Source organism: Cupriavidus sp. P-10 (assembly GCF_003402535.2).
GTDB lineage: Bacteria > Pseudomonadota > Gammaproteobacteria > Burkholderiales > Burkholderiaceae > Cupriavidus.
In genome coordinates, this window is the sequence record NZ_AP025170.1 from 1,712,695 (window position 1) to 1,727,029 (window position 14,335).

Here is a 14,335-nt window from a genome sequence, read left to right on the forward strand (position 1 = left end):
TAGTTATAGTGCGTCGGGCAATGACCGCGGGGCCGGTTGTTGCTTTTCTGTCTATCCCTCTGGTGCAAGTGAAAATCGTGCAGATCTCATCTGCAGACGGTTTGAAGCCTGCCTTGGGTTTCAGTTTCCCGGTCAACCAATCCCCTGCACGTCGAAGACGTGATAACCCCACGGGGGCAGGTCCAGGAAAAGTCCGCGGGCGCGCAGGTCATTGCCAGGTCGATCATAGGCAGCCGGGCTGAGCCGGTCCTGCAGCCGCACGGTCCGCTCGCCCAGTTCCGTGAGTTCCGGGAAGGGCGTTTGCATGAAGCATTGGCTTTGCTGCGGCGAGTAGTTCACGGCAACGAACATCCACTCGTGGGGATCGCCCACCCAACGGTATGCAATGAAATTATCCGACGACTTGTTGTCGGCCCAGGCGGGAACGCATTCCAGCAAGGACCAATTACCATCGCGAAGCAGCGGTTGGTGTAACACGGCGAGGAGCCGGGCATAGAACTGGGCGAGGGCGCGGTCCTCCGCTTCCTCCGGCGCGCGGACCAGATGTGGCGAAATACGCGTGCGCCAGCCCGCGAACTGCCCTTGGTGGAAAAAGCGCAAGCCTGGCGAGAGGAATGTCAGCACTGCCGCGGCGGGATGGGCTTCGGGCGCAAAGGTCGATGCGGCGCGCGGCTCGTCGTGATTCTCCAGAAAGCGCGCCAGCTTGTCCTGATAGGCCATGTCCGCGTGCAGGTGCTCGCGCACGGGGCGGGCGCGCTGTTCGCGCAAGCGGTCGTACAAGCGCTTGTCATAGGTGTAGTCGAAGCCCTGCTGCTGCAGCGTCCATTCCAGATCCCAGTAAACCTCGGCCATGAACAGGAAGCCGGGATGCTGGCGCCGCACCGCCTCAATCGCCTTCGGCCAGAACAAGTCGGGCCGGATGCCCCAGGTGCGCTCGAACACCTCGGGCAAGACGAGCATGGCCATGTCGCAGCGCACGCCGTCGCACTGGCCGGCGATGCGCTCCAGTTCGGCAATCATCGCTTGCTGCAGTTGCGGATTGCCATAGTCAAGCTGCAGCGTGTCGGGCCAGCCGTCAAAGTAAGGGTCCCTGCCGTAGGCGAGGCGAAGCGGTCCGTTCTTCGTCGCCATGCGGCAATAATTGCGGGGCGAACGCACCAGATCTTCCTCGGTGCCATGGACGAAATAATCTGGGTGCTCGTCGACCCACGCGTGATCCGGGGCCATGTGGTTCGGCACGAAATCGAGCATCAGGCGCAGCCCGCGCTGTCGCGCGCGCAGGCGCAGGCGGGCCAGCGCATCGTCGCCGCCGAGGTCGCGGTGCACGGTGTAGCTTTGGATCGCAAAGCCGGAGCCGGCGATATCCGCCTCGCGCAGGTCGGGCAGCGTTTGCTCGAACTCGTGCCGCCACCCTGCGTTGGTGCGCGAGATGCGCTGCGCGGCAGGCCCGGTCTGCCAGACACTCAGCAACCAGAGCCAGTCGAAGCCCATCTCCGCCAGGCGGTCCAGTTCGGTGTCAGTGATGTCGTCCAGCGTGGCCGCATGGCCCAGCGACTGCGACAGTTCGGTTAGCCGGACCCTGGTGTTGAGCTGGTAAAGCGCTGGATAGCGAGGTGTCAGCATGGCAGCCCCTAACTGTGCGCGGCTCTCAGCGCTCGCAAGAGCGCCACTTCGGCGCCCGGTGTGAGCAGCATGTCCTTCGACAGCACGGAGTTCGCCTGGATGATGCGCGCGACGCAGCCGGTCCAGCCGGTCTGGTGGCTGGCGCCGATCCCGGCACCGGTGTCGCCGTGGAAATATTCGTAGAACAGCACCAGGTCACGCCAGTGCGGGTCGTCGCGGAACTTGTGCGCCCCGCCGTAGATGGGCCTGCCTTTGTCGCCGTCGCGCAGGAAGATCCGGCTCAGGCGTTCGCCCAGTTCCTTCGCCACTTCTAGCAGCGTCATCATCCGTCCAGACCCGGTCGGGCACTCGACCTTGAAGTCCTCGCCGAAGTAGGCATACAGGCGTATCAGCGACGTGTAGAGCAGGTAGTTGATCGGCATCCACACCGGCCCGCGCCAGTTGGAGTTGCCGCCGAACATGCCGGTGTCCGAATCGCCCGGCACATAGGCCACGCGATACTCCTGGCCTGCGTGGCGGAAGACATAAGGGTGCTCGAGGTGGAAGCGTGACAGCGCGCGGATGCCGTGGGGGCTGAAGAATTCGCTTTCGTCCAGCATGCGCGCCAGGATCCGGCGCAGCTTCTGCTCGCCAACGATTGCCAGCATGCGACGGTTGGCGACGCCGGGCTGATCGGGAAGATGCATGTTGGCGGCGAGCTCAGGGTGCCGTTCCAGGAACAGCCTCCCGCGCTCGGGGAACTTCTGCAGCCTCGCGAGGATGTCTTCTTCGAACACGGCCACGGCAGCCAGTGGCAGCAGCCCGACGATGGAGCGCACCTTGAGGCGCGTGGCGCTGCCGTCCGGGAAACGCAGCACATCGTAGAAGAAGCCATCCTCTTCATCCCACATTTCGTCGTTCCGCTCGCCAACGCAGTCCAGCGCGCCGGCAATGAACACCGTGTGCTGGAAGAATTTCTCGACGAACTCTTCGTAGACCGGCTCCTGCAACGCAAGCTCGACCGCGATGCGCAGCATCTGCTGGCTGAAGAACACCATCCACGCGGTACCGTCGGCCTGGTCCAGGTAGCCGCCAGTGGGCAGGGGGGACGAGCGGTCAAACACGCCGATATTGTCGAGTCCGAGGAAGCCGCCCTCGAACACATTGGCACCCGTGCGGTCCTTGCGATTGACCCACCAGGTGAAGTTGACCAGCAGCTTGGAGAAGGCGTACTTGAGGAACTCGACATCGCCCCGGCCGCCGTGACGCTCCTTGTCGAGGACGTAGAGTTGCATCGTTGCCCAGGCATGCACGGGTGGGTTGACATCGCCGAAGTTCCATTCGTAGGCGGGGAGCTGGCCGTTCGGATGCAGGTAGTCGTTGCGCAGCATCAGGTCTAGCTGTTGCTTGGCGAAGTCGGGATCGACCATGCTCAGCGGAATCATGTGAAACGCCAGGTCCCACGCGGCGAACCAGGGATACTCCCATTTGTCCGGCATCGAGATGATGTCGTCATTGAACATATGGGCCCAGTCGCTGTTGCGTACCCGCCTGCGCTCCGGCTTCGGCAACCGGGCACCCGCGCCGTGCTGTTCGAGCCAGAGGCCGAGGTCATAGTTGAAGTACTGCTTGGTCCAGAGCATGCCGGCAAGCGCCTGGCGCATGACGTTCCCCCGGTCTGGGTCGTCGCGAATGGCGGGCGGTGTGATCGATGCGTAGAAGGCATCGGCTTCCACCAGCCTGGCGGCGAACACCGTGTCGAAGTCATGGAAGGGCGCGGATGCCGCGGCTGGCGTCCGGGTCGTCAGCCGCAACCGCACGACTTGCGACTCACCCCCGCCGATGTTGAGCTGATAGCAGGGCGCCGCCTTGGTTCCCTGCTGTGCGGGATTTACCGCTGCGGCATCGCCGTGCACGATGAAATTGTGGATACCGTCCTTTACGTAGGGCGACGTGTTGGCCGTGCCGAATACCCGGGTGTTGTTGGTCTCGTTCTCGGTGAAGAGCAACGGCACGTCGGCGTCGCAGCAGAGGTAATAATCGCCCAGCGAGTCCTTGAACATCGGATCGCTGTGACGGGCGCGGACCGTTGCCCGGCCAGGGGAATCGACGCGCTCGAGGATCGGCTTCAAGCCGCCCGCCGGCTGCGACCATGTGTTGCGGAACCACAGGGTCGGCACGAGGTGCAGCGGCGCCGCGTCCGGACCGCGGTTGAAAACGCTGATGCGCACCAGCACGTCCTCGGGCGCCGCCTTCGCGTACTCGACAAAGACGTCAAAATACCGGTTGTCGTCAAACACGCCGGTGTCCAGCAACTCGTACTCGGCCTCATGCTTGCCGCGCCTGCGGTTGGTCTCGACGAGGTCGGTGTATGGATAGGCCTTCTGCGGATACTTGTACAGATACTTCATGTACGAGTGCGTCGGCGTGGAATCGAGATAGAAGTAGGCTTCTTTCACATCCTCGCCATGATTGCCCTCGCCGTTGGCCAGGCCGAAGGCGCGCTCCTTCAGGATAGGATCGCGCCCGTTCCACAGGGCTAGCGCGAAGCACAACACCTGGTGGTCGTCGCAGATACCGCCAAGGCCGTCTTCGCCCCATCGGTACGCGCGCGACCGCGCCTGGTCATGGGTAAAGTAATTCCAGGCGTCGCCGTTCTCGCTGTAGTCCTCGCGCACCGTTCCCCATTGCCGCTCGCTGAGGTAGGGGCCCCATTTTTTCCAGGCCGCGCGGCCCGCCTGCGCTTCGTCGAGCCGGTCCCTCTCTGCATCGTTGCTCATCGCGCTCTCCCTTTGGCCAGCGAAGCTGGGCATCCGGATTGGAACGGCCTGACGTGGAGCACGAAACACGTGCGGTCCCGTCAGGTATCAAGCTGGCTAAATAGTGAGAATCCGCCCCCGGGGCCGCTGAACGAAATGCCGTTATCCCAGGGCAGGGCGGCAAATCGTGGGCAACAAAAAAGCACCCTGTCTAAGGGTGCTTGGGTACGTCCGAACCGGGTCAGCAACTTATGATCCGGTTCGGACTCGCAGGCACTCCGGCCTGCGCGACCACGCTCTCAATCAGGGAAACATGATCGCTTTTTCTGACCTACCTCCGCTTGTCACGGCGTGTCTCAGTCAGCGTTGAAAGTATAGGTCAGCCCGTGCGCACGTCAACCACGGTCGCAATGGTGTGCGGACATATGCACGTACTGCTGAGTGGGAGTCCTGCTTGCGCGACGGCTGGGCTACCGGGGGTCCCCGCCGGAGTCGTGCCGCGAAAACATCGACATGTGCCGGGTGATGTGATCCAGCAGCTCGAGCGCCGCCGCCGGCAACGGCCTGCCGGCCTTCACCAGCAGCCGGGCCTGGGTGCCCAGGAACAAAGGGTGATCGATCGGCACGACGGCCAGCGTTCCCGCCGCGATCTCGCGGTAGGCAGCGAACTCACCGATCAGCGTCATGTAGTCGCCGTAGGCGACGAACTGCTTGAGCGCTGTCAGCGAGTTGCTGACCAGCGTCGCGCGGATCGAGAGGTTCTCGGCGAACTCGACCATGCTGAGTGCATGCCCGACGCCGAACGATGCCGGCATCATCGCAAGCGGGTAGGCGAGCAGGTCCTCTACGGTGGCCGCGCCGCCGCGCAGGGCCAGCGGGTGGCCGGGGCGGACCAGCAGCACCACCGGCTGCGGCGCGCTCGCGCGGTATTCGATGCGCGCGTGCGGCGGCGGGTTGTAGGCCAGGCCGATGTGGGCGCGGCTCTCCGCGACTTCCTCCAGCACGCCATCCACCGCCAGGATGTCCATGCGGATATCGAGCCTGGGGTAACGCGCGCAGAACTGCGCCAGGACTTCGTTGACCAGGAGATCCACATAGCCCTCGCTCAGCACCAGGCTGATCTCGCCTTGCTGCAGTCCCTTGAGCGAGTGCAGCTGGTCCTCGAGCTTCTCCTGGTGCGAGCGATAGCCCCGCCAGAACTCCAGCAGGTGCGTGGCGGCCGCAGTCGGCTTGAGGCCTCGTGCTTCGCGCTCGAACAGCGTTGCGCCGAGTTCTTCCTCCAGCAGCCGGATCTGCCGGGTGATCACTGACGGCGACGTATTGAGGTTTTCCGCGGCGCCGCGGATGGTTCCGCGCGCCAGCACCTCACGGAAATACCGCAGCCGCTGCTGATTGATCTCTCGCATGTCGAACCGCCCGCTCAAGGTGTTTTTGCCGAGCGATAACGATACCTGAACCCCGTTCGTGTTGTCTGTCACGTGCGCCGTGAAGCACCGCATGCCCGCGAAAGTGGTGTTCGCACCTCTCTCAGCAAGCGTGTTGCTCAAAAGGGAACGGATCGTGGACTTTGTTGCTCTTTGCCCCCATCGCCGCGACTGCCAATATCAAGGCCACAAAAGAGCCATCGAAACACAAACCACCCGGAGACATGCAGCATGCTGGCAATCCCTACCCCGAGCACCGTCGACGACGCCTCGGCGCTCTACAGCAAGATCAACTGGCGGTTGCTGCCGTTCCTGCTGATCTGTTATCTGTTCGCCTACCTGGACCGCGTCAACATCGGCTTTGCCAAGCTGCAGATGCAGAGCGACCTGGGGTTTTCCGATGCGGCATATGGCGTGGGAGCCGGCATCTTCTTCCTGGGCTATGTGCTGTTTGAAATTCCGAGCAACCTGCTGCTGCCGCGGGTTGGGGCACGCAAGACGTTCAGCCGCATCCTCGTGCTGTGGGGCATCACGTCCGCGTGCATGCTGTTCGTGCGCAATGTGCCGATGTTCTATGCCATGCGCTTCCTGCTCGGCATCTTCGAGGCCGGCTTCGCGCCGGGCATGATCTATTACCTGTCGTGCTGGTACGGGCCGCAGCGCATGGCCCGTGCCATTGCCATCGTGTTCCTGGCGGGGCCGATCGGCGGCATTGTCGGTGGCCCGGTCTCGGCGTGGCTGATGACCGCGCTCGCCGGCCATGCCGGCCTGGCCGGCTGGCAGTGGATGTTCCTGGTCGAGGGCCTGCCCTGTGTCCTGTTGGGCATCCTCGCGCTGCGGCTGGTGCCGGACCGCCCGGCGCAGGCGGCATGGCTCAGCGATCAGGAGCGGCGGCTGCTCGAGGCGGAACTCGGGCATGCGGCGGCGCACAAGCACTCGTTCAGGGCGGTCGCGAAGGATGCCAGGGTCTACGTCCTCGCACTGGCCTACTTCTGCATCATCGCCACCATCTACGCCATCAGCTTCTGGCTGCCGACCATCATCAAGGCGCAGGGCGTGGCGGATACGGTGACGCTGGGCTGGTATTCGGCGGTGCCCTACATGGCTGCGGCAATCGGCATGTACTACATGGGCCGCAAGTCCGATCGCTCGGGCGAACGGCGCTATCACTGCGCGCTGCCGGCGTTGGCAGCCGGCGCGCTGCTGGCCGCATCGATCCTGGCCGATGGCAACCTGACCGTGTCGCTGGTGCTCCTCACTCTCGCCACGATGGGGCTGTGGATGGCCTATACGGTGTTCTGGGCCATGCCCGCCGAATACATCAAGGGCCCCGCGGCGGCCGGCGGCATTGCGCTCATCAACACCATCGGGCTGTCGGGCGGCTTCTGGGGCCCCGCCATCATCGGCTGGGCCAAGACGGCAACCGGCAACCTCCATCTCGGCGTGCTGCTGATGGCCTGCCTGCCGTTGCTGGCAGCCATGATCATCCTCGCCAACAAGCTTCCCGCGAAACAGTGATCCCACGCCGCGGGATACAACGCCATCCATGACGTCCGGCACACGGACCAAGACAGGAGTAACCATGCGACTACATCTTTCAACCTGGGCGGAGATCGAGCAATACCTGGCGCGCAGCCGCACCATCGTGGTCCCGATCGGCTCGAACGAGCAACACGGTCCGACCGGGCTGCTGGGTACCGACTGGCTGTGCCCGGAAATCATTGCGCATGAAGCAGAGAAGCGTGCAGACATCCTGGTGGCGCCGACATTCAATATCGGCATGGCGCAGCATCACCTCGCGTTCCCGGGCACCATCTCGCTGCGTCCCTCGACCTTTATCGCGGCAATCGGGGACTGGGTCCGTTCGCTGGCGGGGCACGGGTTCGAGAAGATCCTGTTCCTGAACGGCCACGGCGGCAATGTGGCTTCGATCGATGCCGCGTTCTCCGAACTCTATGCCGAAGCCAGCTTCGGCAGGCGCCGCGCGGGATTCGCGCTGAAGCTCTGCAACTGGTGGGACCTGGAGGGCGTCGGCGAACTGGCGCGCGGCCAGTTCCCGCAGGGCCATGGCGCGCACGCCACGCCGTCCGAGATTGCGATCACCCAGTGGGCCTTTCCCGATGCCGTGAAGCATGCGGACTATGCGCCGAAGATCGCGCCCTCGGGCCCGATTCGCGAAGCGCTGGATTTCCGTGCGCGCTATCCCGACGGCCGCATCGGCTCCGACCCGGGACTGGCGACACCGGAGAAGGGTGCCGCGCTGGTCAGGCTGGCGGCGCAGAGCCTTGCCAGCGAGCTGGATGCATTCAGCCGCGAGCCGCTGCCCTGAGTAATTCCCGTCAGGCGTCGATCATCGGCAGCGTGGTCAACCGCTTGCCGGCATGGCTAACCGCCAACGCCGGCAGCCTCTTTCCCACGCTGCCTGCCCTGCAAGCAAAACACCTTGTGTGTAGCGGCAACCAGCCGCTGCCAATGGCACCGCCAGGATGGTCGCTTCGCGACACTCGCCGGCCGGGCCGGCTCCAGGTCCGCTTGCGTTTCTGTTTGCGTTTCTGTCTGCATTAAAGGCTGCACCAGTATCGCGAAGTGGCTGTACTCGGACAGCAACTCTTCCCGACTGACATCCTGCGCTCCGCCGCCCCAGCCCGGCAGCGCGACCAGAAGACGTCCATAGTTGCGGCGCTCCAGCAACACGCACGGTCTGCGCCCGCGCAGGAGCAGGATTGCCGGCAGTTCGCAGTCCGGGATCTCGTCAAGATTCCTCTGCACGAGGCGGGTCGACCAGCCGGCGTGTGCCGCTGCGGCGCCCAGCAGAGGCAAGGTGAGGCGCTGGCCTTCCAGCGGCAGCCCTTTCAGCATGAGGGCAGACGGCACTGGCCGCTGCCGCGCGCGGTTGATCAACATCAGGCAGCCAAGCAGCGGATCATCCGCGGGTGTTGTCTCGGGCGGCACGACCAGTGGTGGCGCCTTGGGCCGCTTCTCTGTCGGTCTTTGCGCCGGTGTTCCGGCTACGCCTGGCTCAGGCATCTCGCACAATGACAGCTCAGCTGGCGCGTACTGCTCGTACGGCCCGCGCGGGTTCCACTCGCCCATGATTCCCCCCGGTTCAGTGGTGTCGTATTTTTTTGCAAGCGTAATGTAGCGGGGCACCCGTTCCCATCCTTCAAACAGGCGAATGCAGGCTGATTCGACTTTGAAACAACTGCTCGGGTCGCGTGCGTCGGCTGGCCTTCACTGCGAGCGGCCCTTTGGACGCGTGCATGGCGGTTGCGGGCAGTTGACATCTCTGCCGGAGTCAATGCGTGGCCAGAGCGGCACGCTTTGATGGCCACGACGTTTCATTTCTTAAGCATCCTTTCGGCGTCCGGTCGCGCTTGCCGCAAACCCGGCGCTCGTCCATAGAGGCGATTTTTCTTTCCAATCCCGCCACCTAGATTGAACGCATCGTTGGCGCAAGCGCAAGCCATCAAATTTCAAAGTGGCTAAGAAAAGCCGGGAAAAGGGGGGATATCCATGAAACGCATCCACGTGAGGCTGGCTGCCGTGCCGCTTGCCTGCCTGATCGCCACAGTCGCCGGCTGCGGGGGAGGCGGGGGCGACTCGGCGCCTGCCAGCGCCACGTCAGCCGCGACCACGACAGGCAACCCGGGATCGTCCACGACAGCGCCAGCTGCCGCCACCGCTGGCAGCGCCATGCTGTCCGGTACCAGTGATCCGGGGCCCGATATCGGCAAGGACGGGGACTTCTATCTCAATACCGCGACGTGGATGCTCTTCGGCCCCAAGGCCAACGGCGTATGGCCGGCAGGGGTGTCCGTAGCAGGGCCGGCGGGCGGCACCGGCGCGCAGGGCAACACCGGGGCCGGGGGCAATACGGGCCTGGCCGGTAATACCATCCTGTCCGGCTCGACCGATCCGACCAGTGGTGTCGGCAACAATGGCGACTACTACATAAACACCTCCACCTCGACACTGTTCGGGCCCAAGGCGGATGGCACCTGGCCGCCCGGCGTCCCGCTGGGTGGCGGCACCGGTTCGTCGGGCCCCGGCGGCGGCACTGTTCTGACGGGCGCGGGCGCTCCGGACAACAGCGTCGGAAACAATGGCGATTACTACCTGGATACCAACACCTGGACGCTGTACGGGCCCAAGGCCAACGATGAGTGGCCGCAAGGAGTCTCGCTGGCCGGCCAGTCCGGCACTGGCTCAGCCGGCGGCACGGGTGGCACGGGTGGCACGGGTGGTACCGGCGGTACCGGTGGGAGCACGGCCGGCAATGGCGGCCATATCCTGTACGGCAGCGGTGCCCCGACCGACAGCATCGGCGTCGATGGCGATTTCTATTTCGATACCTCGACCTCGACGCTGTACGGGCCGAAGCAGGACGGCAAGTGGCCAACCACCGGCGCGACGATGACGACAGCGACCGTCTACAACGGCAACTTCAACGTGCCGGATACGCTCAGCCGCGGCCACTATGCCATGACCGGCGCGGGTGGCGCGGTGGCTCTGCCGTCGGATTTCGGTGTCGTGATTCCCTATGACTGCAGCAGCGTCAAGCTCACCGCCAGCACGCTCGGCAAGGTGCACGGATCGCTGGACATTTCGGTGTACAAGGTGACAGGGGCGGGCGCTGCAGTGCAGCTGGCGGAGGTGGGCAGCCTGAGCTGCAAGGTGACCAACGGCCTGCAGAACTGCACCCGTGAGGTGCCTTCCGGAACCATCCTTCACAACGACAAGCTGCAGGTCCAGGTGGACAACAACCAGGCCACCGAATGGGGCGGACTGGCCGTCAACCTCGCGTGCGTCAAGTAGGCTGGCTGGACAAGGCGCGTCACGAGGCCGGGCAAACGGGTTTGCCCGGCCTCGTGGAGGTGCAGCGCCCTGGTTGTCTTAATCAGCGGTGATGTTGTTTGCCTTCACCACATCGCCCCACATCTTGTAGTGGGTGCGGGTCAGCGTTGCGAGCTGTTCAGGTGTGCCGCCACCGGGCTCGTCGCCGCGGTCGACGATGCTCTTGACGACAGCCGGGTCCTTCAGCGCCGTATTCAGGGCGCCGTTGGCTTTCTTGACGATGTCAGGGCTCAGGCCCGGCGGCCCGTACAGTCCGATGAACGAGATGATGGTGAAGTCCTTGATGCCGCTCTCGGTGGCCGTCGGCACATCCGGGATCATTGCCACGCGCTTGGGGCCGGTGACCATCAGCGGCCGCAGCTGGCCCGACTTGATAAAGGGCGCGACCACCGAGGTTGCATCGAACATTGCATCCAGGCGTCCGGCCATCAGGTCGACCATCGCCGGGCTGCTGCCCTTGTAAGGCACATGGTTCATCTTCGGCCCGCCCATGCGCTCGCGCAGCAGTTCCATCGTGACATGCGGCAGGGCGCCGGTGCCGCCCGAGCCATAGTCGACGGTCTTGCCCGACTTGTCCCGCGCCTTCACTTCCTCGACGAACTGCGCGTAGGTCTTGATGGGCGAGCTGGCGGGCACGACGAGGACCAGCGGAGATTGCAGCATGACGCCGATCGGCGTCAGCTTCTGCGGATCGACGATGCCGAGCTTGGTGTAGACGTGAGGCATGATCGTCATCGAGCCGTTGCCTACCAGCAGCTTGTTGCCGTCCGGCGCCGCGCGCATTACCTCTATGGATGCGATATTGCCGTTCACGCCGGCCTTGTTGTCGATGACGAACGACTGGCCGAGCGAACTCTGCAGGCCGCCAAGCAGCGCACGTCCCGCGAAGTCGGTCTGGCCGCCGGGCGGGAAGCCGACCAGCAGGGTCACCGGCTTGGTCGGCCAGGTGGTCTGTGCCCAGGCGGCCGTCGTCGCCAGCGTGCCAAGGCCGAGCGCAGCGAGGCCCAGGATCAACGCCGAACGGCGCGATTGCACCGATTGCACCGATTGCACGGGCGATTTCTTGATGATTGTCATGCCAGGTCTCCCATTATGTTTTGACAGGGCAGCAGCCCCGCGGCGCTTCAGGCCGTCTTTTCCATCGCTTCCCACATCCCGTTGATATAGACGGCGCCCAGTGCCCGGTCATAGAGCCCGTATCCCGGCTTGCCCGTCTCTCCCCAGATCATGCGGCCGTGGTCGGGGCGGAAATAGCCCTGGAAGCCGACGTCATGGTACGCCTTGACGATCGCGGCGATATCCAGCGATCCGCAGCTCGACAGGTGGGCGGTTTCCTCGAAGTCGCCGTCCGGGGTGATCTTGACGTTGCGGATATGGGCGAAGTGGATGCGTCCCATGCCGCCGAACTCGCGCACCAGCGCCTCGACGTTGTTCTGCGGGCCGGCGCCAAGCGAGCCCGAGCACAGCGTCAGGCCGTTTGCCGGCGTGTCGACAATCCCGAGGATGCGTGCCAGGTCGTCGCGGTTCTTGACGATGCGCGGCAGTCCGAAGATGGGGCGCGGCGGATCGTCCGGATGGATGGCCATCTTGATCCCGCACTCCTGCGCCACGGGAATGATCGCGCGCAGGAAATACTCCAGGTGCTCCCAGAGCCGGGCTTCGTCGATGCCGCGGTATTCGGCCAGCAGCGCCTGCAGCTCCCCTGGCTGGTAGCTGGAATCCCAGCCGGGCAGGGCGATGCCCTGGCTGACGTCGATCTGTTCGACCTCCCGGGTGCTGAAGGCAAGGCAGGTCGAGCCGTCATCGAGCTTTTTCGCCAGTTCTGTACGGGTCCAGTCGAACACCGGCATGAAGTTGTAGCAGATGACTTCGACGCCCGCGGCGGCCAGGTTCCTGATGTTCTGCTGGTAGTTGGCGATCAGCTGGTCGCGCGTCGGCTTGCCCAGCTTGATGTCCTCGTGGACCGGGACCGACTCCACCACCTTGAACTGCAGGCCCGCCGCCTCGATGGTGGACTTGAGCGCCAGGATCTTGTCCAGCGGCCATACCTCGCCGACGGGTTCATCGTAGATGGCCGAGACGATATGGGTCATGCCCGGGATCTGCCGGATGTATTCGAGAGGGATCGGGTCGGACGTGCCAAACCAGCGGAACGACATCTTCATGTGAGGGGCTTCCTTGGGGCGACTCTGTTGAGGCAGGAGGAGGGAGCGGCGATCCGTCCTGCCATCCAAAGCGGCGCGCGGCATGGGCCAGACGCCTGACAGCATTGGTCTACCAAATTTATTTAAGTGGTTCACCAATTATGAAGCGGTTGCCCAATTTTGCCGTCATGGTTTACCATGGGATGCATCAGGCACTGCCCGGCCGTTCCACGCGCGAACCCTCCCTATGATGCGAAATTCCACCAGCGATCTTGCAACCACTCCGACAGTCGAGAGCCCGCCCGCTGCCGGCGACCGGTCCTACCTGAGCCTGGCCAGCCAGGTGCAGGCACTGATCGCATCCGGAGAGTTCTCCGCCGGCATGCGGCTGCCGTCCGAACGCACCCTGGCCGAGCGGTTCAGCGTCAGCCGTACCCTGGTGCGTGAGGCGATCATCGCGCTGGAGGTCCAGGGGCTGGTCGAAGTGCGCGGCGGCTCGGGTATCTACGTCTGCGCGGCGGCGCCCGCGCCCGGTCCCGAGCCGTTCGAACTGCCGTGGCGGCCGGGGCCAATCGAATCGCTGCGCGCCCGGGTGCTGATCGAATCGGAAGTCGCCGGCCTGGCGGCCAGCGAGCGCAAGGACAGCGACCTTGACCGCATGTTCTCGGCCCTGAGCCTGATGCGCGAGCACATGGACGACAAGCAAGCCAACGAGGCGGCGGACCGCCAGTTCCACCTGTGCCTGGCCGAATCGACCGGCAACAGGGTCCTGCTGCATATGGTCACCGCACTGTGGGACAGCGGGCGCAGCGACCCGCTGTGGGGCAAGATCGAGGAACACTTCCATACCACCGGACTGCGCGAGGCATCGCAGGAAGACCATCAGCGGATCTTCGCGGCCGTGATGGCCCGCGACGCCACGGCGGCGCGGGCGGCAATGCGCAACCACCTGGAAAGGGTCATCGGCGAGTTCACGCAGGCGTGGCGCTGAAGGCCCGGAATCCTGCCTTGCCAAATTCTGCTTAGGCAGCTATATTTCGTCTGACTGAATCTGGATGAGCCCATGAACGCAAGGAAACCCTCGGTGATCGCAGAGTTGAGTTCAGGCGAACTTGGCTTTCTCGTCACAGACGTGCGCAACCAATTGCTTGCCGGTGTGGAGCGCGAGCTGGAACCGTTGCAGATCACCGCAGCGCAGTTCGTCGTCCTGAACAGCATCATGTCGGGCAAGGGCCGCACGCTCAGCGAATTCTGCCGGCTGCTCGGCTACGATTCGGGCGCAATGACGCGGCTGCTGGACCGAATCGAAGCCAAGGGCATCATCCGCCGCGTTGTGAATCCGACCGACCGGCGCAGCTTCATCGTGGAACTGACGGAGCAGGGCCAGGCGGTGTTCCCGCAGGCACGGAAGGGTACCGAGGTGGCGATTCGTCGCCTGCTTGCCGGCTTCAGTGAAGCCGATGCCCAGACGCTGCGCGGCATGCTCAGGCGCATCCTGGCCAACGCAGCGGAAGTTTGAGTCTGGCCATTTTTTTTGGATATTTATCTGCCT

11 protein-coding genes are annotated in these 14,335 nt (G+C 64.2%); 5 read left to right on the plus strand and 6 right to left on the minus strand.

Annotated features, from left to right (window positions below):
• Nucleotides 1-132: 132 nt before the first annotated feature.
• The 3 genes from CTP10_RS07910 to CTP10_RS07920 form a co-directional block, all read right to left on the minus strand.
• A complete protein-coding gene (locus CTP10_RS07910) occupies nucleotides 133-1,623 on the minus strand; it encodes an alpha-amylase family glycosyl hydrolase (RefSeq protein WP_116323530.1) in 1,491 nt (496 codons plus the stop codon).
• 8 nt (nucleotides 1,624-1,631) lie between these two features.
• Nucleotides 1,632-4,382, minus strand: coding sequence for an MGH1-like glycoside hydrolase domain-containing protein (locus CTP10_RS07915; RefSeq protein WP_116323529.1), 2,751 nt, complete (start codon nucleotides 4,380-4,382; stop codon nucleotides 1,632-1,634).
• A gap of 449 nt (nucleotides 4,383-4,831) precedes the next feature.
• Nucleotides 4,832-5,767 (minus strand): LysR family transcriptional regulator, encoded by a 936-nt coding sequence (locus CTP10_RS07920; protein WP_116323528.1) that lies wholly within the window; start codon nucleotides 5,765-5,767, stop codon nucleotides 4,832-4,834.
• Between the two features lie 249 nt (nucleotides 5,768-6,016).
• Here CTP10_RS07920 and CTP10_RS07925 point away from each other — a divergent pair, with 249 nt between their 5' ends.
• Both CTP10_RS07925 and CTP10_RS07930 read left to right on the plus strand, forming a co-directional pair.
• Complete coding sequence (locus CTP10_RS07925) at nucleotides 6,017-7,303, plus strand: MFS transporter (protein WP_116323527.1); 1,287 nt, start codon at nucleotides 6,017-6,019, stop codon at nucleotides 7,301-7,303.
• Nucleotides 7,304-7,367: 64 nt separating this feature from the next.
• Entirely contained in the window at nucleotides 7,368-8,114 is a 747-nt protein-coding gene (locus tag CTP10_RS07930) for a creatininase family protein (protein WP_116323526.1), read from the plus strand.
• Between the two features lie 56 nt (nucleotides 8,115-8,170).
• On the opposite strand, the gene CTP10_RS07935 is transcribed toward CTP10_RS07930, so the two are convergent.
• The gene (locus CTP10_RS07935; RefSeq protein ID WP_233528449.1) at nucleotides 8,171-8,935 is read right to left on the minus strand and encodes a peptidase; all 765 of its coding nucleotides are present in this window, start codon (nucleotides 8,933-8,935) and stop codon (nucleotides 8,171-8,173) included.
• Nucleotides 8,936-9,298: 363 nt separating this feature from the next.
• Between CTP10_RS07935 and CTP10_RS07940 the strand changes: the two genes are divergently transcribed.
• The gene (locus CTP10_RS07940) at nucleotides 9,299-10,600 is read left to right on the plus strand and encodes a hypothetical protein (protein ID WP_199414736.1); all 1,302 of its coding nucleotides are present in this window, start codon (nucleotides 9,299-9,301) and stop codon (nucleotides 10,598-10,600) included.
• Between the two features lie 78 nt (nucleotides 10,601-10,678).
• Here CTP10_RS07940 and CTP10_RS07945 read toward each other — a convergent pair whose 3' ends face one another.
• Nucleotides 10,679-11,716: a Bug family tripartite tricarboxylate transporter substrate binding protein gene (locus CTP10_RS07945; RefSeq protein WP_116323523.1), complete on the minus strand. Its 1,038-nt coding sequence runs from the start codon at nucleotides 11,714-11,716 to the stop codon at nucleotides 10,679-10,681.
• Between the two features lie 47 nt (nucleotides 11,717-11,763).
• Nucleotides 11,764-12,804, minus strand: a complete 1,041-nt coding sequence (gene uxuA / locus CTP10_RS07950; RefSeq protein ID WP_116323522.1) for a mannonate dehydratase — start codon at nucleotides 12,802-12,804, stop codon at nucleotides 11,764-11,766.
• Nucleotides 12,805-13,033: 229 nt separating this feature from the next.
• Between uxuA and CTP10_RS07955 the strand changes: the two genes are divergently transcribed.
• Nucleotides 13,034-13,774, plus strand: a complete 741-nt coding sequence (locus CTP10_RS07955; RefSeq protein WP_116323542.1) for a FadR/GntR family transcriptional regulator — start codon at nucleotides 13,034-13,036, stop codon at nucleotides 13,772-13,774.
• A 72-nt stretch (nucleotides 13,775-13,846) separates the two neighbouring features.
• Entirely contained in the window at nucleotides 13,847-14,302 is a 456-nt protein-coding gene (locus CTP10_RS07960) for a MarR family winged helix-turn-helix transcriptional regulator (RefSeq protein ID WP_116323521.1), read from the plus strand.
• Nucleotides 14,303-14,335 lie beyond the last annotated feature (33 nt).